Annotated in this window: 30 protein-coding genes and 2 pseudogenes; 8 read left to right on the plus strand and 24 right to left on the minus strand. The window is 37.2% G+C overall.

Annotation, left to right across the window (positions count from 1 at the left end; genetic code table 11):
* The first annotated feature begins 102 nt into the window (after positions 1–102).
* Positions 103–1,731, plus strand: a complete 1,629-nt coding sequence (gene pruA / locus N824_RS39015) for an L-glutamate gamma-semialdehyde dehydrogenase (protein ID WP_048907411.1) — start codon at positions 103–105, stop codon at positions 1,729–1,731.
* Between the two features lie 76 nt (positions 1,732–1,807).
* On the opposite strand, the gene N824_RS39020 is transcribed toward pruA, so the two are convergent.
* The 3 genes from N824_RS39020 to N824_RS39030 all read right to left on the minus strand — a co-directional run bounded on the left by N824_RS39020 (position 1,808) and on the right by N824_RS39030 (position 4,505).
* The gene (locus N824_RS39020; RefSeq protein ID WP_048907412.1) at positions 1,808–2,479 is read right to left on the minus strand and encodes a carbonic anhydrase; all 672 of its coding nucleotides are present in this window, start codon (positions 2,477–2,479) and stop codon (positions 1,808–1,810) included.
* Positions 2,480–2,485: 6 nt separating this feature from the next.
* Complete coding sequence (locus tag N824_RS39025; protein WP_048907413.1) at positions 2,486–4,090, minus strand: SulP family inorganic anion transporter; 1,605 nt, start codon at positions 4,088–4,090, stop codon at positions 2,486–2,488.
* Positions 4,091–4,166: 76 nt separating this feature from the next.
* Entirely contained in the window at positions 4,167–4,505 is a 339-nt protein-coding gene (locus tag N824_RS39030; RefSeq protein WP_048907414.1) for a hypothetical protein, read from the minus strand.
* A 199-nt stretch (positions 4,506–4,704) separates the two neighbouring features.
* On the opposite strand from N824_RS39030, the gene N824_RS39035 reads away from it, so the two are divergent.
* The 5 genes from N824_RS39035 to N824_RS39055 are packed head-to-tail and all read left to right on the plus strand — an operon-like array spanning position 4,705 to position 10,262.
* Positions 4,705–5,940, plus strand: coding sequence for a porin (locus N824_RS39035; protein ID WP_048907415.1), 1,236 nt, complete (start codon positions 4,705–4,707; stop codon positions 5,938–5,940).
* Between the two features lie 25 nt (positions 5,941–5,965).
* Positions 5,966–7,507 (plus strand): acyl-CoA carboxylase subunit beta, encoded by a 1,542-nt coding sequence (locus N824_RS39040; protein ID WP_048907416.1) that lies wholly within the window; start codon positions 5,966–5,968, stop codon positions 7,505–7,507.
* Positions 7,508–8,695, plus strand: a complete 1,188-nt coding sequence (locus tag N824_RS39045) for an MFS transporter (RefSeq protein ID WP_048907417.1) — start codon at positions 7,508–7,510, stop codon at positions 8,693–8,695.
* Complete coding sequence (locus tag N824_RS39050) at positions 8,676–9,095, plus strand: GNAT family N-acetyltransferase (protein ID WP_048907418.1); 420 nt, start codon at positions 8,676–8,678, stop codon at positions 9,093–9,095. Before N824_RS39045 ends, N824_RS39050 begins: the two co-directional genes overlap by 20 nt.
* A 51-nt stretch (positions 9,096–9,146) precedes the next feature.
* Positions 9,147–10,262: a M42 family metallopeptidase gene (locus tag N824_RS39055; RefSeq protein ID WP_048907419.1), complete on the plus strand. Its 1,116-nt coding sequence runs from the start codon at positions 9,147–9,149 to the stop codon at positions 10,260–10,262.
* A 73-nt stretch (positions 10,263–10,335) separates the two neighbouring features.
* On the opposite strand, the pseudogene N824_RS39060 reads toward N824_RS39055, so the two are convergent.
* A pseudogene (locus N824_RS39060) lies at positions 10,336–10,580 on the minus strand (IS3 family transposase); the annotation flags it as partial.
* Positions 10,581–10,647: 67 nt separating this feature from the next.
* Here N824_RS39060 and N824_RS39065 point away from each other — a divergent pair.
* Together N824_RS39065 and N824_RS39070 are read left to right on the plus strand one after the other, a co-directional pair.
* On the plus strand, positions 10,648–12,192 hold the full coding sequence (locus N824_RS39065) for a helicase HerA-like domain-containing protein (protein ID WP_048907420.1): 1,545 nt from the start codon (positions 10,648–10,650) through the stop codon (positions 12,190–12,192).
* 103 nt (positions 12,193–12,295) lie between these two features.
* The gene (locus tag N824_RS39070) at positions 12,296–13,198 is read left to right on the plus strand and encodes a sugar phosphate nucleotidyltransferase (RefSeq protein ID WP_048907421.1); all 903 of its coding nucleotides are present in this window, start codon (positions 12,296–12,298) and stop codon (positions 13,196–13,198) included.
* 63 nt (positions 13,199–13,261) lie between these two features.
* On the opposite strand, the gene dnaK is transcribed toward N824_RS39070, so the two are convergent.
* The 20 genes and pseudogenes from dnaK to rplX all read right to left on the minus strand — a co-directional run bounded on the left by dnaK (position 13,262) and on the right by rplX (position 26,317).
* Entirely contained in the window at positions 13,262–15,178 is a 1,917-nt protein-coding gene (gene dnaK, locus N824_RS39075; RefSeq protein ID WP_048907422.1) for a molecular chaperone DnaK, read from the minus strand.
* 164 nt (positions 15,179–15,342) lie between these two features.
* Positions 15,343–16,533, minus strand: a pseudogene (locus N824_RS39080) (SAM-dependent methyltransferase).
* 91 nt (positions 16,534–16,624) lie between these two features.
* Positions 16,625–17,167 carry a 50S ribosomal protein L17 gene (rplQ, locus tag N824_RS39085; RefSeq protein WP_048907424.1) on the minus strand — a complete coding sequence of 181 codons (543 nt, stop codon included), beginning with the start codon at positions 17,165–17,167 and terminating at the stop codon, positions 16,625–16,627.
* 92 nt (positions 17,168–17,259) lie between these two features.
* Positions 17,260–18,252 (minus strand): DNA-directed RNA polymerase subunit alpha, encoded by a 993-nt coding sequence (locus N824_RS39090; protein ID WP_048907425.1) that lies wholly within the window; start codon positions 18,250–18,252, stop codon positions 17,260–17,262.
* Positions 18,253–18,328: 76 nt separating this feature from the next.
* The gene (gene rpsD / locus N824_RS39095; protein ID WP_048907704.1) at positions 18,329–18,937 is read right to left on the minus strand and encodes a 30S ribosomal protein S4; all 609 of its coding nucleotides are present in this window, start codon (positions 18,935–18,937) and stop codon (positions 18,329–18,331) included.
* A gap of 65 nt (positions 18,938–19,002) precedes the next feature.
* The gene (rpsK, locus tag N824_RS39100; protein WP_048907426.1) at positions 19,003–19,392 is read right to left on the minus strand and encodes a 30S ribosomal protein S11; all 390 of its coding nucleotides are present in this window, start codon (positions 19,390–19,392) and stop codon (positions 19,003–19,005) included.
* 22 nt (positions 19,393–19,414) lie between these two features.
* Positions 19,415–19,792, minus strand: coding sequence for a 30S ribosomal protein S13 (rpsM, locus tag N824_RS39105; RefSeq protein ID WP_048907427.1), 378 nt, complete (start codon positions 19,790–19,792; stop codon positions 19,415–19,417).
* Positions 19,793–19,875: 83 nt separating this feature from the next.
* On the minus strand, positions 19,876–19,992 hold the full coding sequence (gene ykgO, locus N824_RS39110; RefSeq protein WP_008244551.1) for a type B 50S ribosomal protein L36: 117 nt from the start codon (positions 19,990–19,992) through the stop codon (positions 19,876–19,878).
* A 1-nt stretch (position 19,993) separates the two neighbouring features.
* On the minus strand, positions 19,994–20,212 hold the full coding sequence (gene infA, locus N824_RS39115; RefSeq protein ID WP_048907428.1) for a translation initiation factor IF-1: 219 nt from the start codon (positions 20,210–20,212) through the stop codon (positions 19,994–19,996).
* A 71-nt stretch (positions 20,213–20,283) separates the two neighbouring features.
* The gene (gene map / locus N824_RS39120) at positions 20,284–21,069 is read right to left on the minus strand and encodes a type I methionyl aminopeptidase (protein ID WP_048907429.1); all 786 of its coding nucleotides are present in this window, start codon (positions 21,067–21,069) and stop codon (positions 20,284–20,286) included.
* 11 nt (positions 21,070–21,080) lie between these two features.
* The gene (secY, locus tag N824_RS39125) at positions 21,081–22,415 is read right to left on the minus strand and encodes a preprotein translocase subunit SecY (RefSeq protein ID WP_048907430.1); all 1,335 of its coding nucleotides are present in this window, start codon (positions 22,413–22,415) and stop codon (positions 21,081–21,083) included.
* A gap of 3 nt (positions 22,416–22,418) precedes the next feature.
* Positions 22,419–22,865 (minus strand): 50S ribosomal protein L15, encoded by a 447-nt coding sequence (rplO, locus tag N824_RS39130; RefSeq protein WP_048907431.1) that lies wholly within the window; start codon positions 22,863–22,865, stop codon positions 22,419–22,421.
* Positions 22,866–22,976: 111 nt separating this feature from the next.
* Positions 22,977–23,156 (minus strand): 50S ribosomal protein L30, encoded by a 180-nt coding sequence (gene rpmD / locus N824_RS39135; protein ID WP_048907432.1) that lies wholly within the window; start codon positions 23,154–23,156, stop codon positions 22,977–22,979.
* Between the two features lie 4 nt (positions 23,157–23,160).
* On the minus strand, positions 23,161–23,679 hold the full coding sequence (rpsE, locus tag N824_RS39140) for a 30S ribosomal protein S5 (RefSeq protein WP_008244566.1): 519 nt from the start codon (positions 23,677–23,679) through the stop codon (positions 23,161–23,163).
* 18 nt (positions 23,680–23,697) lie between these two features.
* Positions 23,698–24,051, minus strand: a complete 354-nt coding sequence (gene rplR / locus N824_RS39145) for a 50S ribosomal protein L18 (RefSeq protein ID WP_048907433.1) — start codon at positions 24,049–24,051, stop codon at positions 23,698–23,700.
* Positions 24,052–24,056: 5 nt separating this feature from the next.
* The gene (gene rplF / locus N824_RS39150) at positions 24,057–24,614 is read right to left on the minus strand and encodes a 50S ribosomal protein L6 (RefSeq protein WP_048907434.1); all 558 of its coding nucleotides are present in this window, start codon (positions 24,612–24,614) and stop codon (positions 24,057–24,059) included.
* Between the two features lie 18 nt (positions 24,615–24,632).
* Positions 24,633–25,031: a 30S ribosomal protein S8 gene (gene rpsH, locus N824_RS39155; protein WP_048907435.1), complete on the minus strand. Its 399-nt coding sequence runs from the start codon at positions 25,029–25,031 to the stop codon at positions 24,633–24,635.
* A gap of 112 nt (positions 25,032–25,143) precedes the next feature.
* Positions 25,144–25,413: a 30S ribosomal protein S14 gene (gene rpsN / locus N824_RS39160; RefSeq protein WP_048907436.1), complete on the minus strand. Its 270-nt coding sequence runs from the start codon at positions 25,411–25,413 to the stop codon at positions 25,144–25,146.
* Positions 25,413–25,979, minus strand: coding sequence for a 50S ribosomal protein L5 (gene rplE, locus N824_RS39165; protein WP_048907437.1), 567 nt, complete (start codon positions 25,977–25,979; stop codon positions 25,413–25,415). Before rplE ends, rpsN begins: the two co-directional genes overlap by 1 nt.
* The gene (rplX, locus tag N824_RS39170) at positions 25,979–26,317 is read right to left on the minus strand and encodes a 50S ribosomal protein L24 (RefSeq protein ID WP_048907438.1); all 339 of its coding nucleotides are present in this window, start codon (positions 26,315–26,317) and stop codon (positions 25,979–25,981) included. Before rplX ends, rplE begins: the two co-directional genes overlap by 1 nt.

A 26,317-nucleotide genomic window follows, 5' to 3' on the forward strand; every position in this document is an offset into this window, starting at 1 on the left:
AAAATAAGAATTATTACCTCGCATTTTATCACGTTTATACGGATTGCCATTTACCTGTGTAATAAATAAAAGTTTACCTTTGTAAAAATAACTTATTATAACATGCTTAAAGGATTTTTTAACGTACCCGCTCCTATAAATGAGCCCATTTTGGGTTATGCACCTGGAAGTAAAGAACGTGAACTTTTAAAGGCCGCTTTAGCCGATGCCCGTTCCAAACAAATTGAAATACCGATGTATATTGGTGTTGAGGAAGTGCATACAGAAGTTAAAGGTAAGGTTACCCCTCCACACGATCATCAACATGTATTGGGTAAATATAGTATTGGAAATAAAAACCACGTAAAGCAAGCTATTGATGCTGCTTTGGCAGCTAAAGCTGATTGGGAAAATTTGGCTTGGGAACATCGTGCTGCAATTTTTCTGAAGGCTGCCGATTTAATTGCAGGTCCGTATCGTTATAAATTAAATGCTGCAACAATGCTTGGGCAGTCGAAAAATGCTTACCAGGCCGAGATTGATTCGGCATGTGAGCTAATTGATTTCCTTCGTTTCAATGTTAGCTATATGGCTGAAATCTATAAGCAGCAACCTCCCGTTTCGCCTAAAGGATCATGGAACAGAGTTGAACAACGCCCGTTGGAAGGTTTTGTGTTTGCTTTAACTCCATTTAACTTTACTGCTATCGCGGGGAATCTTCCTACATCAGCAGCCATGATGGGGAATGTTGTGGTATGGAAACCAGCAGATACTCAAATTTTTGCGGCTAATGTTTTAATGCAGATATTTAGAGAAGCCGGATTACCTGATGGTGTGATCAACCTTGTTTATGTGGACGGACCTGAGGCTGGCGAAGTGATTTTTAGCCACCCTGACTTTGCCGGAATTCACTTTACTGGTTCTACTGCAGTTTTCCAAAACATCTGGAAAACTATTGGCAATAACATTCATAAATTTAAAACCTATCCGCGTATTGTCGGAGAAACCGGTGGAAAGGATTTTATCCTTGTTCATGGTTCTGCAGAACCGGAAATATCTAGTACAGCAATTATTCGTGGTGCTTTTGAATATCAAGGTCAGAAGTGTTCTGCTGCTTCTCGTGTGTATGTTTCGAAAACGGTATGGCCTGAGATCAAGGATTTAATGATTCGTGATCTGGCTACCTTTAAAATGGGTGGAACTGAAGATTTCAGTAATTTCATTAATGCCGTTATTGACGAGAAATCTTTCAATAAGCTAGCTAAATATATTGATGAAGCCAAGCAAGACAAATCTGTAGAGATTATTGCAGGTGGAAATTACGATAAATCTAAAGGTTACTTCATTGAGCCTACGGTTCTTGTTGTTAAGGACCCAAAGTACACCACAATGTGTGAAGAGCTTTTTGGCCCAGTATTAACAATATATGTTTATGAAGATAAAGATTTTGATAAAGTTCTGGACATTATAGATACTACTTCTATTTATGCCTTAACAGGTGCTGTTATTGCTCAGGATCGTTACGCGATAGAAAAGGCTACTCAGCGTTTAAGAAACGCTGCCGGTAATTTCTATATTAATGATAAATGCACCGGTGCTGTTGTTGGACAGCAGCCTTTTGGTGGTGCCAGAGGATCGGGTACAAATGATAAAGCGGGATCAATGATTAACCTGTTGCGCTGGGTTTCTCCACGTACTATTAAGGAAACTTTTGATCCTCCAAAAGATTATCGCTATCCTTTTTTAGGATAGATACCAAAAAAAGCTCCTGGTTCATCGCCGGGAGCTTTTTTTAGTGATTAAATCAGCATTCTGCGTGATCGAACAGTTATCTTTCTGTATTCATTTTAAATACAGGAGAAATATCCTCAGCACTTGAAGAACTTACCTTCATGTCAGAAATCAATCCTGTTTTCAAGCTGTAAACCCAGGCATGAACAGCAAGCTCTTGTCCGGACGCCCAGGCATTTTGCACGATTGAAGTGCTCATCACATTTGCAGCGCCCTCTATGGCATTCAACTCCACCAGACGGTCGGATCTCTTTTGTGGATCTTTAATGGTCGACATTTCACGCTCGTGTATGCGAATCACATCTTTAATGTTTCTTAACCAGTTGTCAATTAACCCCACTTGTTTATCTCCAAGTGCGGCATTCACACCCCCACAGCCATAGTGACCACAAACAATGATATGTTTTACTTTAAGAACATTTACTGAATAATCAAGAACACTTAACAAATTCATATCTGTATGCGTAACCACGTTGGCAATGTTACGGTGTACGAAGATATCACCAGGCAAGGTGTTAGTAATCTGATTAGCGGGTACACGACTGTCTGAGCAACCTATCCACAATACAGGCGGAGCCTGGCCTGCCGAGAGGCGTTCAAAAAAAAGAGGGTCTTCTTTAAGAGTTGCAGCAACCCACTCTTTATTTCCATTTAATAAGCTATCATAAGTAATCTGATCTGTCTGTTGTTTTTCTAATTTCGCGCACATAATAATTTAATTATTAATTTCTTCAATGATTTTATTGTTCAATTTTGGCACGGTATATTGTTCTTTAATATTTTCTAAAATTACAATAATACCCTTAGTATAAGCATTGTGCTTATAATTAAAAATGGTTTCCAATACGTCGGGATCTATATACCGTGAATTGGATCCATCAATGATCACGTTAGTTTCTTTAGGTATTTTATTTAATACCACCTGAATGGCTGCCTTGTTTAAGAAAGATACTTCTTCGGCCAATTTTATTCTCAAGTTCTTTTTATTACCCTCTTCCTGTATTTTGTAGAAGTATGGATTACGCATATTGGTACGTAATAAATAGAATATTGAGAACAGCATACCTATTGCAACGCCTTTTAACAAATCTGTTAACAAAACAGCTACAATAGTAATTACAAACGGGACAAACTGATCCCAGCCTTTGTGGTACATATGTTTAAAAAGCTCTATACGTGCTAATTTATATCCTGTTACCAATAGAATTGCAGCCAGACATGCCAAAGGAATCATATTGATAATACCTGGTATAAAAAGCAGGGATAAAAGCAACCATACTCCATGAAAAATAGCTGACATCTTTGTTCTTCCACCTGCATTTACGTTTGCAGAGCTTCTTACAATTACCGATGTTAAAGGCAATCCGCCTAACAACCCACTAACCATGTTTCCTGTACCCTGAGCAACCAGTTCCCTATTTGTAGGGGATACACGCTTAATTGGATCTATCTTGTCTACTGCTTCAATACTTAATAGCGTTTCAAGACTGGCAACCACCGCAATTGTTGCAGCAACAACCCAGACTTTTCCATTCGTTATCTGTGAAAAATCTGGTGCGGCAAATAAACCTGTAAATTCCGACCAGCTATTCACAACTGGAATCTCTACCATTTGTTTTGCTTCCAAAGCATAATTCCCGCCATGAAAAACAATTGTAAGCACAACTCCTATTACTACCACTACCAGGGGAGCGGGAACAACACTTAATTTTTTAAATTTTGGCCAAAAGACCAAGATTAAAATTGACAATACACTTATTACAATAGCAGCCAGACTAAAATGGCCTAATGCCCCACTAATGGCTGAAAATGTATTTTCATTATCTTTTTGGAAGAAACTTTCATCACCAAAAAAATCTGAATCTACCCCAAGCGCATGAGGAAGTTGTTTAAGTATCAAGGTTAATCCGATTGCGGCAAGCATCCCTTCAATTACACTTGAGGGGAAGTAATTACCGATAGTTCCGCCCTTTAACAATCCAAGTATTATCTGAATTACACCTGCCAAAACTACTGCAAGTAAAAAGGTCTGATAAGCGCCCAATTGGCTGATAGCTCCCAGAACGATTGCGGTTAATCCAGCCGCAGGTCCACTAACACTTAATTGTGATCCGCTTAAGCTGGCAACTACTACGCCACCAACTATTCCTGTTATAAGACCCGCAAACAGAGGTGCGCCTGAAGCTAAAGCTATCCCTAAACATAGGGGGAGGGCAACAAGAAATACCACAATACTGGATGGCAAATCACGCTTCAGATTCTTTTTTAATATATATTTCTTCACTTCCAATCTTGAAAAGATCGAGTTTCCACTTTGCATAAAACTATGTTTTAATCTTTTAAACTAATTTTTAAAAATTGCATACCGCTCCCTTTGGGGGGTAACACATGGTAAATTAGCTCAGGTTAGGAGGCGGTGTGGGTACAGACGGATGGAATGGATCGAAATACCGTTTGAAATTATCTATAAAGCTATTCTTTATACCGTAAAGATGTAGGACAGATGACCATACGTAGTCGTGCTGAAAGTCAATCTTATAATCAAAGAGCTTTACTTTTGCCTTTCCCGGATCTCCATCACTGCTATGTTCGGCTTCGATTTGCATGATTACAGAAATCATGATGTTCTTATCAATATGACTAAAAAATACAGGCGCACCGGAAATTACCATCTTCGCCGAGAAGATACTTAAGAAGGTAATAACTATTAATATACGGTACTTTCTTAGAAACATTTATTTTTATTCTTTCACCTAACTCTCCAAAAATAGCTCCAAACATTACTTATTTACAAATTATCATGTAAAAAAAATGTAATTTAGTTGTTGCTTTATCACATTTTGGACTTCCATTTTTTAAAAATCTGAAGCCATTTTAAAGAAAAATGCTTCATTAACCGTAATTTAGGCGATCAAAATTCTTTTTTACTCATTCATGAAAAAAACACTGTTAAGCCTGATATTTCTTTATCCGGTTGTCCTTTTTGCCCAAAGTAATAATGCTCCCTCAACTTATGACCCTCATGAAATTGCGATAACAGGCTATTTGCAAACACAATTTCAAAAAGCTCAATCTGGTGGCATTTCCTCCTTTTCGGGCGGAGATTTCTCAAAAAACTCCGATAGTCGTTTCATGATTCGCAGGGGTAGATTGAAAATTGACAGGGCTGATAAGTATTCGAGCATTGTTTTCCAAATAGATGCTACGCAAAATGGCATTCAGTTAATGGACGCCTTTATACAATTGCATCAACCTGATTCAAAGGAACTATTGTTAACTGCTGGTTTGTTTAACCGCCCCTTTGGTCACTCTATAGTTTACTCTTCCGGGTATAGAGATTTCCCTGAAAGAGCGAGAGTTTTCCAAACATTGATGCCAAGAGAGCGTGATATTGGCGCCATGGTTACCTATAATCCCAGTAAAATATTTAATTTTCTGACAGCAGAGTTGGCTGTAATAAACGGAAGTGGCTACAATGCCAGAGATTATGACTCAAGAAAAGATATCATAGGAAACCTTGGTTTTAAATTCGACAGTTTGGCAAATAAAAAGCTTCATATAGGCTTTGGAGCATCTATCTATGAAGGTTGGGTACGTAACGATACTGAAAGTTATTATTCTTCTACAGAATCTGGATTTCAAAAAAACACAGCCCCCGACAATGTTGGTTACTTTGGTAAACGCGAATATTATGGAGGTAACTTACAGCTTCAATACGACAATACTTTTGGCCGAACCATATTTAAAGCTGAATATCTTCAAGGAACACAACCTGGGGTAGCTGCTACTGCCAGCATATTAGGTCCAGTCGCCAGTACTAGTTTCTCTGCACAACCAGCAACAGATTTATATTTACGCCAGTTTTCTGGTTATTACTTATGGTTAACCCAGCAGATTGCAAAAAGTAAGTTCACTGCGCTGGTATCTTATGATGTGTACGACCCAAACAGAGAAATAAGTGAATCGGAAATTGGCATTGCAGGCAACAATACTTCAGCTGGTGATATTAAATTTAGCACCCTTGGTTATGGCCTGACCTATCTAATAAATTCAAGATTTAAACTTACATTGTACAACGAGCACGTGGTTAACGATGCGACTAAGTTGCCAGACTATACGGCCGACTTAAAAGATGATGTGTTTACTACCAGATTACAGTATCGCTGGTAAATAATTAAAATTATTAGTGTTTAAAATGAAGAATAAAATAGATGTACTTCAGGACAAAATAAAAAAAGCGAATGAAGGTGGCGGTGCAGCGAGAATTCAAAGTCAGCATAAAAAAGGCAAACTAACGGCCAGAGAGCGCATCCATTTTTTATTGGATGAGAATTCCTTTGAGGAAATTGGCATGATGGTAACCCATAGAAGTGTCGATTTTGGCATGGAACGGGAAAAATATTTAGGAGATGGTGTTGTAACTGGCTATGGAAACATAAATGGCAGGCTGGTTTATGTGTTTTCACAGGATTTTACCGTTTTTGGCGGCTCTCTTTCTGAAACACATGCCGAAAAGATCTGCAAAATAATGGACATGGCCATGAAAAACGGAGCTCCCCTGATTGGCTTAAATGATAGTGGTGGTGCGCGGATACAGGAAGGTGTGGTTTCTTTAGGCGGTTATGCTGATATATTTTATAGAAATGTTCAGGCATCCGGAGTTATCCCCCAACTTTCAGCAATAATGGGACCTTGTGCCGGGGGCGCAGTATATTCGCCTGCCATTACCGACTTTATTTTAATGGTAGAGAATACCTCGTACATGTTTGTTACAGGGCCAAATGTTGTTAAAACTGTAACCCACGAAGAGGTAAGTTCTGAAGAACTTGGTGGTGCATCTACTCATGCTACAAAATCGGGAGTAACTCATTTTGCCTGTTCAAATGAATTAGATGCCATCAATCATGTTAAGAGATTACTGAGTTATATGCCTCAGAATTGTGAAGAGATCCCATTGCAATTACCCTATAATTTAAGTGATGAAAGTCGTTTATCTCTTAATGGCATTATGCCCGAGAATTCGAATCAGCCTTATGATGTAAGGTCGGTAATAAGCGAAGTGGCCGATACGGACAGCTTTCTTGAGGTACACAAAGATTATGCAGAAAATATTGTGGTCGGATTTATCCGTTTGGCAGGAAGAAGTATAGGTATTGTTGCCAATCAGCCCGCTTACCTTGCTGGCGTATTGGACAATCACGCTTCAACAAAGGCGGCCAGATTTGTACGCTTTTGCGATTGCTTTAACATTCCGTTGCTTGTTTTTGAGGACGTTCCCGGTTTTCTGCCTGGCACAGACCAGGAATGGAATGGAATTATTACCAATGGCGCTAAATTACTATATGCTTTTAGTGAAGCAACTGTACCTCGTATTACTGTAATTACAAGAAAAGCCTACGGTGGTGCATATGATGTGATGAACTCTAAACATATTGGAGCCGACTTAAACTATGCATGGCCTACTGCTGAAATTGCAGTTATGGGTGCAAAAGGTGCTGCCGAAATAATTTTCAAGAAGGAAATTACCAGCGCAGAGCACCCTGAAGAAAAATGGTTGGAGAAAGAAAAGCTCTATTCAGATATTTTTGCCAATCCTTACAGAGCCGCAGAACGTGGCTTTGTAGATGAGGTTATAGAACCTGCTCAAACCAGATCTAAACTAATAAAGGCTTTTAAAATGTTAGAGAACAAAGTTGTAAACAGGCCTCGTAAAAAACACGGAAACATCCCTCTATAAATGAAACTTAGTCGTACTGATGTGCTATTGATGGCCTTTTGTACAGGGCTTATCGTGGCAAATATTTATTACTGCCAACCTCTGGTGATTTTAATCGCTCAAGAGTTTGGTTTAACAGAGAGCCACGCCGGTAAAATCACATACCTAACACAAGCTGGCTATGCCCTAGGACTATTTCTATTGGTTCCTTTGGGTGATATGTTTGAAAGGAAGAAACAAATACTTTTAATAACATGTCTTGCTATTGGGGCATTGCTGTTGGCAGCTTTTGCCCACTCCTTCTTATTATTGGAAATTGCTTGTGTATTAATTGGCGCAAGCTCCATTATTCCTCAGCTTGTTTTACCAATGGCTGCAAATCTTAGTTCAGACGAAGATCGTGGTCCTACGGTAGGTATAATTATGAGCGGCTTACTTATTGGCATCCTTGCATCAAGAGCAGTTAGTGGAAGTATAGGATTTTTATGGGGATGGAGAACAGTTTATTTTATGGCTGCTGGCATATGTTTCCTTTTATTGCTGCTTATGGCCAGGCGGTTTCCACAAAGCAGACCGTCATTTAAAGGGACTTACAGTGAGTTAATGTCGTCAATGTGGCATTACATAAAAACTGAACCCATACTTCGCGAAGCTTCTATTATAAACTTTCTGGCATTCTCTATACTCAGCGCGTTCTGGACAACGATGGTATTATTCCTTGCCAATCCCCCGTTTAATCTTCAAACGCTACAGATAGGCCTTTTCGGCATTGCTGGTGCTGCAGGAGCTTTAGCCGCGCCATTAGTTGGAAAGTTTAGTGGTGGCCAAAACCCTCGTAAGAATCTGCTGGTCGGGTTAATTCTCCAATTACTTAGCATTGCTGCCTTTTACTTTACCGGCAGCCACCTTTACCTATTTGTAGCTGGTATTATTTTAATAGATATTGGTCAGCAAGCTATCCATGTAACCAATCAAACCCGCATCTATGCTATACTACCGGAAGCTCGTAATCGTTTAAACACTGTGTTTATGTCTGTGAGCTTTGTTGGAGCATCTTTTGGTTCCGCCTTAGGTTTATGGCTTTGGGAACAGGGTAAGTGGCCATTATTCTGCTGGGGATGCGGGGCGGTTATTGTTCTAAACATTTGCATATACAAGTTTTATAGTGGTAAAATAAAGAATAACATTGATGCGGGAAATTCAAATTGAACAAATCAGACCTGATTTAACCTGGAGGATAAGACATGAAGTTATGTACCCAGGCTTACCTCTTGATGCTATAAAATTGGCTAATGATAATGATGGAATCCATTTTGGGCTATTTGCCAATAACCAATTAACTTCTATAGTTTCCTTGTTCAATTCGGGCAATGTTTATCAATTCAGAAAATTCGCAACAATTGTGGAGTCGCAGGGAAAAGGATATGGATCATTATTATTGGATCATATAATTAACTATGTTAAATCCTTTGGAGCTGCAAAGCTATGGTGCAATGCGCGCGTTTCGGCCATTCCTTTTTACAACAAATTCGGCTTCGTTCAAACTGACAAATTTTCTATAAATAACGGTATCGACTTTGTCATTATGGAGTTAGAACTCAATAATTAACTTGGTGCTTAGGCAGTAGTTTCTATATTTGTTTAGAATAAAAAATATACAATGGCAAAGAAAAAAGAAGATAAAAAGAAACACGTAAGTGTAGTAAATAAAAAATCGCTTCAATTTTTTGAAAAATATATCAATAACCCATCTCCAACAGGTTTCGAATACCCTGGTCAAAAATTATGGCTAGATTATTTAAAGCCATATATAGATGAAAGTTTCATCGATAATTACGGGACTGCAGTTGGTGTGATTAATCCCAAAGCAGATTTCAAAGTAGTTATTGAGGCTCATGCCGATGAGATCTCCTGGTTTGTTAATTATATCACTCCCGATGGCTTAATTTATGTAATCCGCAATGGAGGATCAGATCATCAGATAGCTCCTTCTAAGCGCGTAAACATACACACCGACAACGGTTTGGTTAAAGCCGTATTTGGATGGCCTGCTATTCACACCCGTAGCGGTGGCGAGAAAGAGGAGGCTCCGGCGTTAAAAAACATCTTCCTTGATTGTGGATGTACATCTAAAGAAGAAGTTGAAAAACTTGGTATTCATGTAGGTTGCGTAATTACCTATGAAGATGAATTTATGGTATTAAACGACCGCTATTATGTTGGCCGTGCGCTGGATAACAGAGCCGGTGGATTTATGATTGCCGAGGTTGCCAGACTGCTTCAGGAAAATAAAAAGAAATTGCCTTTTGGGCTTTACATTGTAAACTCGGTACAGGAAGAAATTGGATTAAGGGGAGCCGAAATGATAGCTCACAGAATTAAACCTAACGTAGCCATAATTACTGATGTTACTCATGATACCACTACGCCAATGATCAATAAGATCACGCAGGGAGATTTGGCTTGTGGTAAAGGCCCGGTAGTTTCATATGCTCCTGCTGTTCAAACAAATTTAAACAAATTGCTTATTGAAACAGCTGAGAAGAATGATATCCCTTTCCAACGTCAGGCATCATCTCGCTCAACTGGTACAGATACTGATGCTTTTGCCTATTCAAACGGAGGGGTTCCATCTGCATTAATTTCTTTGCCATTAAGATATATGCATACTACAGTTGAGATGATTCATAAAGAAGATGTTGATAATGTGATCAACCTCATTTATCATTCTTTATTGAACATTAAAAAAGATCACGATTTTACTTATAAGAAGTAATTCTGAATAACCTTATTTTTAAGAGGTGCATCATTGTGATGTGACCCCAWSWAKWYRGASAGATTAACAAAAATTAAGTTTTTTGTACAAGAGCTCGGTATTGCACCGGGCTCTTTCCATTTAACCTGTTTTTTATTCTTTTATTGTTATAATAGGGAATGTATTCTTTTAGTGAAAGGATAAACTCCAAAAGTCTGTCTGTATAGCAATTCTGTCTTCATGATCCCAAAAAAGTTTTCGGCCAGGGCATTTATCTAAGCGGTTTCCCTTTCTAGACATGCTCTGTATAATTCCTTGTTTCTCTAAAGCCTTGATGTATTACACCTCTTTTCTTTTGTTTGTATTTCGGGTGCTTTTCTTACTTTTATAAAAACTATCTTTTCCTATGAGTGATCAATCTGCAAAATTTACAGAAAAAATTAAGGCCTCTTATACCCCAAATGGTTCGTACATATATCTCGGAGCTGGTATTCTTGATGGACAAGTAATCGCCGAAGCCGAAGTTAATTTGTCTTTAAAAATGATGAATAGACATGGCCTTGTAGCGGGAGCAACAGGCACAGGAAAAACCCGAACATTGCAACTGCTATCAGAACAACTGTCTGATGCAGGTGTACCGGTGTTTATGCTTGATGTAAAGGGTGATTTATCAGGACTTAATCAGCCAGGGCCAATCAATCCAAAAATAGAGGAAAGAGCAGGTCAACTCGGCAAGCCTTTCAATCCTTCGGGATTCCCTGTAGAGATTTTTTCCTTATCTGGCAAATTAGGTGCGCAAATGCGGGCCACTGTTCTTGAATTTGGACCTACTCTGCTGTCTAAAATCCTTGATCTAAATGATACACAAGCAGGCGTTCTAGCTGTGATCTTTAAATATGCTGATGATAGCAAACTATCAATTATTGACCTTAATGATCTTAAAAAATTAGTTTCTTATCTGGCCGAAGGACAGGGTGCTGAAGAGATTAAAAGTTCTTATGGTAAGATATCTACTGCCACCTCAGGAACCATCTTAAGAAAGATCGTTACCATTGAGCAGCAGGGACTGAGCGCCATGTTTGGCGAACGCTCATTTGACATCGAAGATCTTTTTACCAAAACCGACGGTAAAGGAGTAATCAGCTTACTCAATATCTCCGATGTACAGAATCAACCTGTGCTTTACTCTACCTACCTGTTAAGTTTACTTGCAGAGATTTTTTATAACATGCCCGAAGTTGGAGATTTAGATAAACCTAAATTGGTTTTCTTTTTTGATGAGGCACATTTGTTATTTAAAAATTCGTCAAAAGCTTTTCTGGAACAGATAGAAACTATTATCAGACTGATCAGATCAAAAGGTATAGGTGTATTTTTTTGTACTCAAGCCCCTAGTGATGTCCCTGAGAGTGTGTTATCCCAATTGGGAAATCGTGTTCAGCATGCTTTGAGAGCATTTACACCAAATGACGTTGATGCACTTAAAAAGACTGTAAATACTTATCCAAGATCCGAATTCTATGAGATCGATAAAATGTTGACTTCATTAGGAACGGGACAGGCTTTGATAACAGTACTGAACGAAAAAGGTATCCCTACAGAAGTGGCAGCAACCATGCTTACACCACCAAGGGCAATCATGGGACCACTCAGTGCAGCGGATTATAATAATCTCGTCCAATCAAGTGAGCTTACGGCCAAATACCAGGAATCAATTGATCCTGAGAGCGCCTATGAAATCTTAACGAAACGTGTTAATGATAAATTAACCGAGGAAGAAGAGACAAAACAAGAAGAGCCCCCTAAAAAAGGTGAGAAGAGTTTAGTTGAACAGGTAATGGGTGCAACTATAACCAGACAGATAGGGAAAGAAATAGTGCGGGGATTATTTGGTATGCTTACAGGGAAAAAACCTCGCAGCAGTGGCGGAAAGGGAATATTTGGGTTTTAACTACCTCAATATCCATGCGATACATTGAGAAATGTTATCAGACTAATGAAAAAACTATCTTACTTTTTACATTGAATATAAATTGAATCATTATTTTCGCTGCATGAAAAAACCTACCTTATTAATATTAGCAGCTGGTATGGCAAGTCGCTATGGCAGTATGAAACAGATTGATGGCTTTGGCCCCAATGGAGAAACAATTATTGATTATTCTATATACGATGCAATTAAAGCTGGGTTCGGCAAAGTAGTCTTCATCATCAAAGAAGAATTTGTAGAAAACTTTAAAGCCATATTTGAACCTAAACTAAATGGTAAAATTGAAACTGATTATGTATTCCAAAATTTCGATTTGAAACAATTTGGCATTGAAGAGGAAATTTACCGTGAAAAACCATGGGGAACTGCTCATGCTATTCTATCTGGCAGAAATGCAATTAAAGAGCCTTTTTGCGTAATCAATGCCGATGACTATTATGGTTATGATGCGTTTAAAAAAATGGTAGACTTTTTAAACAATGAGGCAACTGATAGCAACTATTCCATTGTTGGTTACCAAATTGGGAAAACGCTATCTGATTTTGGATCTGTATCTCGTGGGGTTTGCAAGACCAATGAGGCTGGATTTCTTGAAGAGATTACTGAGCGTACTCAGGTTTATAAAAAAGATGGTGGAATTGTATATGAAGAAAATGGATCTGAATATCCATTAGAATATAACACTCCGGTTTCGATGAACTTTTGGGGCTTTACTCCGGCTGTCTTTAAATTAACTGAAGACTTATTTAGAGTATTTGCTTTAGAAAATAAAGACAAGCCAAAAGCCGAGTTCTTTATCCCTTTGATTGGCGAAAACCTTGTAAGAAGTGGTGCAGCCTCTTTCAAAGTTATACCTACAGATAGCCAATGGTTTGGAGTAACTTATAAAGAAGATAAACCTTTTGTACAGGAATGTATAGATCAGCTAGTAAAAGACGGGACTTATCCTGCGAATCTTTGGAACTAGTGAAGCAATAAAAAAAGCCCCTTGGTAAATTACCAAGGGGCTTTTTTTATTGCTCTTAAAAGACTATTTTTTATCGTCTTTTACTTCTTCAAAATCAACATCAGTAACGTTATCGCCACCATCAGCTGACTGAGGTCCATCTTGCGCTTGAGCGCCACTTTCTGGTTGTGCACCGTCTTGTCCTGATTTATACATCTCTTCTGAAGCTGCATTCCATGCATTTTGCAATTCTGCTTGTGCTGTGTCAATATCAGCAAAGTTTCTTGCAGCATGTGCATCTTTAAGTTTTTTCAAACCCTCTTCAATAGGAGCTTTTTTATCAGCAGATAGTTTTTCTCCGAATTCTTTTAATTGTTTCTCAGTTGAGAAAATTAAAGCATCAGCACCGTTGATTTTTTCTGCTTCTTCTTTAGCAGTTTTATCAGCTTCCGCATTTTTCTCAGCTTCATCTTTCATTCTTTTGATCTCTTCATCAGTTAAACCTGAAGAAGCTTCAATACGAATCTTTTGCTCTTTACCAGTTGCCTTATCTTTAGCACTTACATGTAAGATACCATTTGCATCAATATCAAATGCCACTTCAACCTGAGGAACTCCACGAGGTGCTGGTGGAATACCATCTAATATAAAACGACCAATAGTGCGGTTTTGAGCTGCCATAGGGCGCTCTCCTTGTAAGATATGGATCTCTACTGAAGGCTGATTATCAGCTGCTGTAGAGAAAGTTTCTGCTTTTTTAGAAGGTATGGTTGTGTTAGCTTCAATTAATTTAGTCATTACACCACCCATTGTTTCGATACCTAGAGAAAGAGGTGTTACATCTAATAACAATACATCTTTAACTTCTCCTGTTAAAACACCACCTTGGATTGCAGCACCAATAGCAACTACCTCATCAGGGTTTACACCTTTAGACGGTTCTTTACCAAAGAAAGCTTTTACCGCTTCCTGGATGGCAGGAATACGTGTAGAACCACCAACTAATATAATCTCATCAATATCACTTGTTTTTAAACCTGCATTTTTCAAAGCTGATTTACAAGGATCAATTGTACGTTTAATTAAATCGCCAGCTAATTGCTCAAATTTAGCACGCGTTAATGTTCTTACCAAGTGCTTAGGGCCTGTGGCATCAGCAGTGATGTAAGGCAAGTTGATCTCAGTTGAAGTTGTGCTTGAAAGCTCAATTTTAGCTTTTTCAGCAGCTTCTTTAAGACGTTGCAAAGCCATTGGATCCTGATGAAGATCCATGCCGTTTTCATTTTTAAATTCAGCAGCTAACCATTCAATAATGATATGATCAAAGTCATCACCACCTAAGTGAGTATCACCATCAGTTGATTTTACTTCAAATACACCATCACCTAATTCTAATACAGAAACGTCATGAGTACCACCACCGCAGTCAAACACAACAATTTTCATATCCTTATGTGCTTTATCTAATCCATAGGCTAAAGCAGCTGCAGTTGGCTCATTAATAATACGTTTAACGGTTAAACCTGCAATTTCTCCAGCTTCTTTTGTTGCCTGACGCTGAGCATCATTAAAATAAGCAGGAACAGTAATAACCGCTTCAGTTACTTCATGACCTAAGAAATCTTCTGCAGTTTTTTTCATTTTCTGCAAAATCATCGCAGAAATTTCTTGTGGTGTATATTTACGGTCGTCAATTTCAACCCTTGGAGTATTGTTATCACCTTTAACCACCTTGTACGGTACACGTGATGATTCTTTAGAAACTTCAGCAAAGCTGCTTCCCATAAAGCGCTTTATTGAAGATATTGTTTTTGTTGGGTTAGTAATTGCCTGACGCTTTGCCGGCTCACCTACTTTACGTTCTCCATTTTCTGCAAAAGCAACAATGGAAGGTGTAGTACGTTTACCCTCGCTGTTGGCTATAACTACAGGTTCGTTACCTTCCATTACGGCTACGCAAGAGTTTGTTGTTCCTAAGTCTATACCAATAATTTTTGACATGCTATTTTATCTATGTTTATGTTTATGAAATCTTATTATTTACATCTGTTCAACAAGCAATGTGCCAATAGGGTTTTGGCAGAAAAAATAGTTTTTCTGTAAGATTTTCAATATAAAATTGTCCGAATTACATCATAAAAATGTGACAGTATGACAGAACGCTGTTACATTTCGTCTTCTAGGAGTTTTTCCAAATGGTGATAACCAATTCCGAAATAACTCTTAGTCTGCTGTATCTGAGCTAGTATTTCGGTTTTTCTACTCTTAGCGATCTCTCCTTTTATACCAACTACCAAAACATTCTTTGGAGTATGAACATCTGAAATGAATTCAAATATTTTAGTTTTATAACCAAAATACTCAAGTACCAGTGCCCTAATTCCGTCAGTTATCATTTCAGCCTGACGCTCCATGAATATTCCATATTTGGTTAAAAAAGAAACATCGTTTTTAGCTTTGCCTTTTTCCATTTCTCTTCTGATCTGCTTATGGCAGCAAGGCGCAACAACAATTAATTCAGCATTAGCCTTTATTCCTTTATAAATAGCATCATCAGTAGCCGTATCACAAGCATGTAGGGCAATTAACAGATCAATTGAACCAGCGTTATAATTATCAATGCTACCTTCAACAAACCTCAACTGATTAAAGTTCGATTTTTCAGCAATGCCATTGCATAACTGTACCATGTCTTCTCTAAATTCAACGCCTATCATGTTTACATTTTGATTAAGTACATTATGTAAATAATCATAAAGGGCAAAAGTAAGATAACCCTTACCCGACCCCATGTCTACAACATTTCGGACTTTAGCATTTGGCAGTTCTTTAATCAACGAACTTAAAATTTCAATATATTGATTAATCTGCCGGTACTTATCCTGAGCATTTTTAAACACATTCCCTTCCTGATCAGTAACCTTTAGCTCTTGTAAATACGTTTTTCCGGCTGGCTTTATAATTCTTTTCTTCTCTTTATCATGGGCTAAATTTGGTTTAATGTTAGAAGCATTTTGTCTTTCCCTTAAGGAAATGGCTCCCTTTTTCCCATGCTMTATAATTACTTCTTTATCAGCAGTGAAAACTGTACAAATTCTAAAATCATTACTGATCAAATTCWTMAKKAAGKSMGTCCCATCCTGTATGCTTAAATTCTTAAATATATCCCGGGTTTTATAACGATAATTAAAAGAAAGCATCTCAACTCTCTTAATCTTTACTCTTCGAACATAGATATTCTTAAGCTCTTTTTCATTCCCCTGGTAATTTCCTAAAGATGCTTTTAGAAATAGATTTAAAGAAATACTTTCTGATAATTGATCCAGAAATTGTTGGATACTAAGTTGATTCGACATGAAATATTATTACAGTACAAAGATAGGTTTTGAAAAGCAAAAAAAAAGTCGGTTCAAATTGAACCGACTCCTATATTCTGATTGGGGAATATTATTCTCCCTTATCTTCTTTTGTTTCTTCAGTAGCTGGTGCTTCTTCTACAGCTTCTTCAGTCTTAACCTCTTCAGCTTTAACTTCTTCTGTCTTTGCTGCAGGAGCATCAGATTTTTTAGCTTTGCTTCTACCACGACGAGTAGTTTTCTTTTCAGCTGAATCTGCTTCTTTACCGTAAACTTCGTTATAATCAACTAATTCGATTAATGCCATTTCAGCATTATCACCTAGACGATTGTTTAACTTAATGATCCTGGTGTAACCACCTGGACGGCTAGCAACTTTAGCTGCAACATCACGGAACAATTCAGTAACAGTTTCTTTATCTTGTAAGTAACCGAAAACAATACGACGAGAGTGCGTAGTATCAGTTTTTGATTTAGTGATAAGAGGTTCAACATACATACGCAAAGCTTTTGCTTTTGCTAAAGTTGTTGAGATTCTCTTATGTTTAATTAACGATGAAGCCATGTTAGCCAACATCGCCTTACGATGTGAATCTGTTCTTCCTAAGTGATTTACTTTTTTACCGTGTCTCATTTTTAAATTTATTCAGTGTATACCGTCTCTATGAAATTAATCTGAGGGAATTACACACTATTAACAATATTATAATTTATGCTTGTAGCTTATTATTCCTCGTCCAATTTGAACTTCGACAAGTTCATTCCAAAAGATAAACTTTTAGATTTAACAAGCTCTTGTATCTCTGTTAAAGATTTTTTACCGAAGTTTCTGAATTTTAACATATCAGCAACATCATAAGAAACCAAATCAGCTAAAGTACGAATATCAGCTGCTTTTAAGCAATTCAATGCACGAACTGATAAATCTAAATCAACTAATTCAGTTTTTAAGATCTTACGCATATGCAAGATTTCTTCATCAACTTCTTTAGTTTCTTCTTTAGCTTGAGATTCTAATACCAAATTCTCATCAGAGAACAACATGAAGTGCTGGATTAAGATCTTAGCAGCCTCTTTTAGTGCCTCCTCAGGATGGATAGATCCATCTGTAGAGATATCTAATATTAATTTTTCGTAATCTGTCTTTTGCTCAACACGATAGTTTTCAATCGTATATTTTACATTTTTCATTGGAGTGAAGATCGAATCTATCGCTATAACTCCAACTACAGCATCATTAATTTTGTTCTCTTCTGCTGGTACATAACCACGTCCTTTATTAATGGTCAATTCCACCTCTAAAGTAACAGATTTCTCCATGTTACAGATAACGAAATCTGGATTAAGAACCTCGAAGTTATTAGAGAATTTAGTAATGTCTCCTGCAGCAAATTGCTCCTGGCCATTTACTACAATAAAAACCTTCTCAGAATCGCCTGAATCACCAACTTTTTTAAAACGCACTTGTTTTAAATTAAGGATAATTTCAGTCAAATCCTCTACAACACCTTTCATTGTAGAAAACTCATGAGATACGCCAGAAAAACGAATACTTGTAATGGCATAACCTTCTAAAGAAGAAAGTAATATTCTTCTTAAGGCATTACCAATTGTTACACCGAAACCGGGCTCTAAAGGACGAAATTCAAATATACCATCGAAATCAGTTGATTTCTGCATGATTACCTTATCGGGTTTCTGAAATGCTAAAATTGCCATTTATAATGTTTTTAGATCGTTATTAAAATTATGCAACGTAAAAAATTAATTGCCCGTAGGCAATTAATTAAATATATTACTTAGAGTATAACTCTACTATAAGGTTTTCTTTGATGTTTTCTGGTATCTCATCACGATTAGGATAAGCTAAAAATTTACCAGTTAACTCATTCGCATTCCAATCTAACCAATTGAATTTATTGATTACTCTTCCTGCTACAGAATTAGTGATTGCTTCTAATGTTTTTGATTTCTCGCGAACTGCAACAACATCTCCAGCTTTTAATTGATATGAAGGGATATTTACTACTTCACCGTTAACTGTTACGTGTTTATGGCTAACTAACTGACGAGCAGCTGAACGTGTAGTAGCAATACCTAATCTGTATACTGTATTATCTAAACGAGCCTCTAATAATTGCAATAAGTTATCACCTGTAATTCCTTCGCGAGAAGACGCTTTGGTAAACAAGTTACGGAACTGACGCTCCAATACACCATAAGTATATTTAACTTTTTGCTTTTCCATTAATTGAACTGCGTATTCAGATTGTTTTCCTCTTCTTTTTGAGGCACCGTGCTGCCCAGGAGGATAATTTTTTCTATCTAATACTTTATCAGGGCCAAAAATTGGCTCTCTGAATTTACGCGCGATTTTGGACTTTGGTCCTGTATATCTTGCCATTGCTTTTTGTTTTAAAGTATCATGCAACCTGAAGCTGCAGACTCTTAGCTTTAAAAATTAATAAATTAAACTCTTCTCTTCTTAGGAGGACGACATCCATTGTGTGGAAGCGGCGTAATATCTTTGATAGAGGTTACTTCGATACCTGAAACCTGCAATGTTCTAATTGCAGACTCACGACCTGAACCTGGACCTTTAACAAAAACCTCTACTTTACGTAGCCCTAAATCAAATGCTACTTTACCGCAATCAGATGCAGCTTGACCTGCTGCATATGGAGTGTTCTTTTTAGAACCCTTGAATCCCATTTTACCTGCAGAAGACCATGAAATAGTTTGACCGTTGTTATTTGTTAGGGTAACAATGATATTGTTAAAAGTAGCATTGATGTGCGCCTGACCAACAGGCTCAATAACAACAATACGCTTTTTGGTAACTTTTTTACTCTTAGCCATAATTATTATTCAGTACTAATTTTTATTTAGTAGCTTTTTTCTTGTTCGCAACTGTTTTTCTCTTGCCTTTACGTGTACGAGAGTTGTTTTTAGTACGCTGACCACGCACAGGTAAACCTTTTCTGTGACGTAAACCACGGTAACAACCAATGTCCATTAAACGTTTGATGTTTAATTGAACCTCTGAACGTAAAGCTCCTTCAACTTTTACGCCGTCGTTTATAATGGTACGGATTGCTGATAATTCATCATCAGACCAGTCCTGTACTTTTTTGCTTAAATCGATACCTGCCTCAGTTAATATACGTTGTGCAGTTGATCTACCTATTCCGAAGATATAAGTTAATCCAATTTCGCCTCTTTTGTTTCTTGGTAAATCAATACCTGATATCCTTGCCATATTTGTACTAAATGTTTGATTATTTGATTAAACGACAGATTGAGTAACCTGTACATTCAATCCAATCATACTTCAATAATTTCTTAACCTTGACGTTGCTTAAACTTAGGGTTTTTCTTGTTTATAACGTAAAGTTTACCTTTACGACGAATAACCTTGCAATCAGCACTACGTTTTTTAATTGATGACCTAACTTTCATTTTATTTATATCTATAAGTAATCCTGCCCTTTGATAAATCGTAAGGCGACATCTCTAATTTTACTTTATCTCCGGGTAAAATTTTGATGTAGTGCATCCTCATCTTCCCCGAAATATGAGCTATTATCTCATGTCCATTTTCTAGTTCAACTCTGAACATGGCATTCGATAATGCTTCTTTTATTACACCGTCTTGTTCAATTGAGGCTTGTTTAGCCATATAATATTGATTTTTACTTAATTAGCTGCTATTAAACAGGGTTGCAAAATTAAATAAAAAATTTTAATTATTTACTTTTTTTCTATTAAAACTTCTTCAATTAAAGAAAAGGTTGATAAAACATCTGCTTTTCCCTTTTTTACAGCCACTGTATGTTCAAAATGTGCAGAAGGTCTATTGTCATTACTGGTTACTGTCCAGCCATCAGACCAAAACTTCACTCCGGCAGTGCCGGCATTTATCATTGGTTCTATTGCTATAACCATCCCCTCTTCCAGCTTAATCCCACTACCACGTTTACCGTAGTTAGGAACCTCTGGCTTTTCATGCAATTTAACCCCTACTCCGTGCCCTACCAGCTCTCTTACTACACCAAAACCATTCTTCTCTGCCAGGTCCTGAACAGCGAAACCAATATCTCCGATTCTGGAACCTACAACTGCCTTTTCTACAGCCAGTCGTAAACACTCCTGAGTTACTTCAACCAACTTCCTTTTCTCTGCACTTACTTCTCCAATTGAAAATGTATATGCCGAATCACCAAAATAGTTGTTCTTAATAACCCCGCAATCCACTGAGATAAGATCACCTTCCTGAATCACATAATCACTCGGAAATCCATGAACAACTTGTTCATTGGGTGAAATACAAAGCGAATACGGAAAGCCGTTATAATTCAAAAAAGCAGGTATTGCGCCATGATCCTTAATAAAAGTCTCAGCCAGCTGATCTAACTTTTTGGTTGTAACACCTGGCTGAATAACTTTTGCTACTTCAGCTAGTGTTTTTGACACCAGCAAAGAGCTTTCTCTTATTAATTCTATCTCCTCAAGGGATTTATAATAGATCTTAGACATTCTTTCTTCTACTATATCACTGCATTGCTTCCGCTAGCAGCAGGAATTCCTGTTCTTCCAGTAACGCGACCTGTTTTCATTAATCCATCATAATGACGCATTAACAAATAACTTTCGATCTGTTGCAATGTATCCAAAACTACACCTACAAGAATTAACAAAGAAGTACCGCCATAGAAATGAGCGAACTCAGATTTAATTCCAAACTTAACAGCAATTGAAGGAAGAATAGCGATGATAGCTAAAAAGACAGCACCTGGAAAGGTAATCTTTGAGATCACATCGTCTATAAAAGATGATGTAGACAACCCAGGTTTAATACCAGGAATGAACCCACCGTTCTTTTTCATATCGTCCGACATCTGAGTAGGATTAACTGTAATAGCCGTATAGAAAAACGTAAATGCGATAATTAAAAAAGCAAATGTTAAGCTATATGCTAATGAAGTATAATCACTAAACTGAATTAGCCATGTATTTTGTAGTGAAGGAAAAAATTGCGTTAAAGTTGCCGGAATAAACATTAATGCCTGAGCAAAAATGATTGGCATTACACCTGCAGCATTCACCTTTAATGGTATGTACTGTCTTACGCCACCAAATTGTCTGTTACCAACAATTCTCTTGGCATATTGAACCGGTACTTTACGTACGCCCTGTACAATCATAATAGTGAACATCACCACTGCAAAAAGCGCAACTATCTCAATAACTAAAGCGATAAGTCCACCATCACCTACAAATCTAGAGCTAATCTCTTGTTGTAAAGCGATAGGTAAACGAGCGATAATACCAACCATGATGATTAGTGAAATACCATTACCGATACCTTTATCAGTAATTTTCTCTCCTAACCACATTACAAATAATGTACCTGCGGCCAATACAAACGTAGCCAGAACAAAGAATAATGTATGATTAATGATAATTGCCTCTGGCGGAACCTGAGTTTTTACATAACCAACTGCTTGTACAGCTGTAATAGCAACAGTTAGATAGCGTGTAATTTGATTCAGTTTATTTCTTCCACTTTCACCTTCCTTTTGCATTTTCTGAAACGAAGGTACAGCAATACCTAATAGCTGAACTACAATTGATGCAGAAATATAAGGCATAACTCCCAAAGCAAGAATAGATACTCTGGAGAATGATCCCCCAGCGAACATATCCAAAAGACCCAAAAGGCCAGACTTCTCATTATCGCCTAAAAGAGTCGCATCAACACCTGGTAAAACCACATGAGATACAAATCTATATACCAAAAGAATCATGAGCGTAAATACTATACGCTCTTTCAATTCTTGAATTTTCCAAATATTACTTAAAGTAGTAAACAGCTTCTTCATTAATTACAATTTTTCGATTGAGCCTCCAACAGCCTCAATAGCTTTTTGTGCAGTAGCAGAAAAAGCATGTGCTTTAACTTCTAATTTAGATTTAACCTCACCACGACCTAATACTTTTACCAGATCATTTTTTGAAGCCAATCCGTGTTCTTGCAAGATAGCAAAATCAATGCTTGTTAAGTTAAACTTCTCAGCCAAACCTTGTAAAACATCTAAGTTCACACCTACATATTCAACACGGTTAATTGGTTTGAAACCTACCTTAGGCACACGACGTTGTAACGGCATTTGACCACCTTCAAATCCAATCTTAGTTGAATGTCCTGAACGTGATCCAGCACCTTTATGTCCACGTGTCGAAGTTCCACCACGACCAGAACCAGTACCACGACCTATCCTCTTACTATTTTTAGTAGAACCTGCTGCAGGTTTTAAATTACTTAAGTTCATTTTTAAAACTTATTGTGTTGCCCTTCGCTTTCACTAATCAGGGACAACGGTTAAACAATATACAAAGGTTGCAAATGTAGTCATATAACTCACATTTGCAACCTTAAATAATTATATACTCTCGATAGCTATTAAGTGATTAACTTTTCTTACCATTCCAATAATGGCAGCAGTTGCTTCTACTTCTACACTTTGGTTCATTTTAGTTAAACCTAAAGCTTGCATCGTTCTTTTTTGGCGTTCGCTTCTATCGATAATGCTTTTTACCTGGGTTATTTTGATCTTCGCCATAATATTATCCGTTAAAAACTTTATTTAAATCTACACCACGTTGCTGAGCTACAGTATAAGCATCACGCATCTTAGTTAAAGCATCAACAGTTGCTTTTACCACGTTATGTGGATTAGATGAACCTTTTGATTTTGCCAATACGTTATGTACTCCGGCACTCTCTAATACAGCACGCATTGCACCACCAGCAATTACTCCGGTACCTACTGCAGCTGGTTTGATTAAAACAAAACCACCTGAGAATTTACCAATTTGCTCGTGAGGAACAGTACCATTTAACAAAGGAACTTTTACCAAGTTCTTCTTTGCATCATCGATACCTTTTGCAATTGCTTCTGTTACCTCTTTAGCTTTACCCAATCCGTAACCTACGATTCCGTTTTCATCTCCAACAACTACGATTGCTGAGAAGCTGAAAGTACGACCACCTTTGGTTACTTTGGCTACACGCTGTATGCTAACTAAACGATCTTTCAATTCGATTTCGCTAGTCTTAACTCTTTTTATATTGATAGTTGACATTCTTATCCTATTTTCAGATTAAAATACTAAACCAGCTTCGCGAGCACCTTCTGCCAACGATTTTATACGTCCGTGGTATAAGTAGCCGTTTCTATCGAAAACAACTTCTTTAACACCAGCTGCGATTGCTTTTTCTGCAACTAATTTACCTACAGCTACAGATTGCTCCGATTTGTTTCCAGTACCTGAAAAATCTTTAGATAAAGATGAAGCTGATACAATTGTACTACCGGTTACGTCGTTAATGATTTGAGCATAAATTCCTTTATTGCTTCTATAAACCGATAAACGTGGACGGCTTTCAGAACCTGTTAATCTTTTTCTGATTCCTTTTTTTATACGATCTCTACGAGATAATTTTTTCCCTGCCATGATGATTATTTTTTAGAAGCTGATTTACCTGCTTTTCTTCTTAACACTTCTCCTACAAACTTGATACCTTTACCTTTATATGGCTCTGGTGCACGTAACGAACGGATTTTCGCTGCTACTTGTCCTATCAGTTGTTTATCAATACTTTCCAAAATAATTTTTGGAGTCTGACCTTTTTCTGAAGTTGTCGTTACCTTAATTTCTTCCGGTAATTGGAATACATAGTGGTGAGAATAACCTAAAACAAGATCCAAAGTATTTCCTTGGTTAGTAGCACGGTAACCCACACCTACTAATTCTTGTTGAATTTTATAACCTTCTGTTACACCAACAACCATATTATTTAACAGAGAACGATACAAACCGTGTAACGCTTTGTGTCTTTTTTGTTCTGAGGGACGTTGTACAGTTAATACACCATCTTCTTGACTTATTGTGATATCTGAATCTACTGCTTGAGTTAATTCACCTTTAGGGCCTTTAACAGATACTACGTTATCTTTAGATACAGTAATTGTAACACCTGAAGGGATACTAATTGGGGCTTTTCCTATTCTTGACATTTTGCTATCCTCCTTTAATTAATAAACGTGACACAAAACTTCGCCACCAATGTTTAGTTTAGCAGCTTCTTTATCAGTCATAACACCCTTAGATGTAGATAAGATCGCGATACCTAAACCGTTTAATACTCTTGGCATATTCTCTACGCCAGCATATTGCCTTAAACCTGGTTTACTGATACGTACTAATGTACGAATTGCAGGTATTTTCGTAATAGCGTTATATTTTAAAGCTATCTTGATTGTACCTTGAGCAGTAGTATCCTCAAATTTGTAATTGGCAATGTAACCTTTATCAAAAAGTACTTTAGTAATTTCCTTTTTAAGGTTTGATGCAGGAATCTCTACAATTCTGTGATTTGCCTTAATGGCATTTCTTACCCTTGTAAGATAATCTGCTATTGGATCTGTATTCATTTTTTATATAGTTGTGATAGTGGTTTCCTTCCTGACCTATTCGGGACGACCTGCCATCGGTTAATATTTATTTTCTACTCAAGGGAAAAACCTTGAGTACAAAGAAGCTGTATTACCAGCTTGCTTTTCTAACTCCAGGTATTTTACCTGCTAAAGCCATATCACGGAAAAGTACCCTTGATATACCGAAAGTACGCATATAACCACGAGGACGTCCAGTCAATTTACAACGATTGTGTAAACGTACAGCAGATGAGTTTTTTGGTAACTTATCTAATCCTTCATAATCACCAGCAGCTTTAAGTTCAGCACGTTTGTCTGCATATTTAGCTACTAATTTCTGGCGCTTAACTTCGCGAGCTTTTACTCCTTCTTTTGCCATTATAGATTTGTATTTTGATTTTTAAACGGTAATCCAAATTGTTTTAAAAGTTCCAATGCTTCAACATCAGTAGTAGCAGTAGTTACAAAAGTAATGTCCATACCTAAAATCTTGCTGATTTTGTCGATGTTGATCTCTGGGAAGATGATTTGTTCGGTAATACCTAATGTGTAGTTACCTTTTCCATCAAAACCTTTATCATTGATACCTTTGAAATCACGGATACGTGGCAAAGCTACGGAAATTAAACGATCTAAAAACTCATACATGTTATTATCACGCAAAGTAACACGTACACCTACAGGCATACCTTTACGCAATTTAAAGTTTGAGATATCTTTTTTAGATTTTGCTCCAACTGCCTGCTGACCTGAAATAGTGCTCATCTCTAAAATAGAGCTGTCCATTATTTTCTTATCAGTTACAGAGAAACGCCCAACACCTTGGTTAATAGCGATTTTCTCTAACTTAGGAACTTGCATAACGCTCTTATAATTGAACTTATCTTTAAGTGCAGTTACAATTTCCTCTTTATATTTACTTTTTAATCTTGGTACGTAAGCCATTATTTGATCTCCTCTCCTGATTTTTTACTAACCCTAACTAATTTCCCATCAGCATTAAGCTTTCTGCCAACGCGTGTTATATCACCTGATTTAGGATCTATTAACGCAACGTTAGAAATATGAAGAGCAGCTTCTTTTTTAATGATACCACCATTTGGGGTAGCAGCATTTGGTTTTGTATGTTTTGATACAAGGTTAACACCTTCTACAAGGATTCTGCTTTTAGTAATTAATACTGAAAGAACTTTACCTTGTTGGCCTTTTGAATCGCCAGCTATAACCTTTACTAAATCTCCTTTACGGATTTTTACTTTTGGTGTAGTTACTTTATTTTTCAT

The sequence above is a fragment of the Pedobacter sp. V48 genome, assembly GCF_000523515.1.
Lineage (GTDB): Bacteria > Bacteroidota > Bacteroidia > Sphingobacteriales > Sphingobacteriaceae > Pedobacter.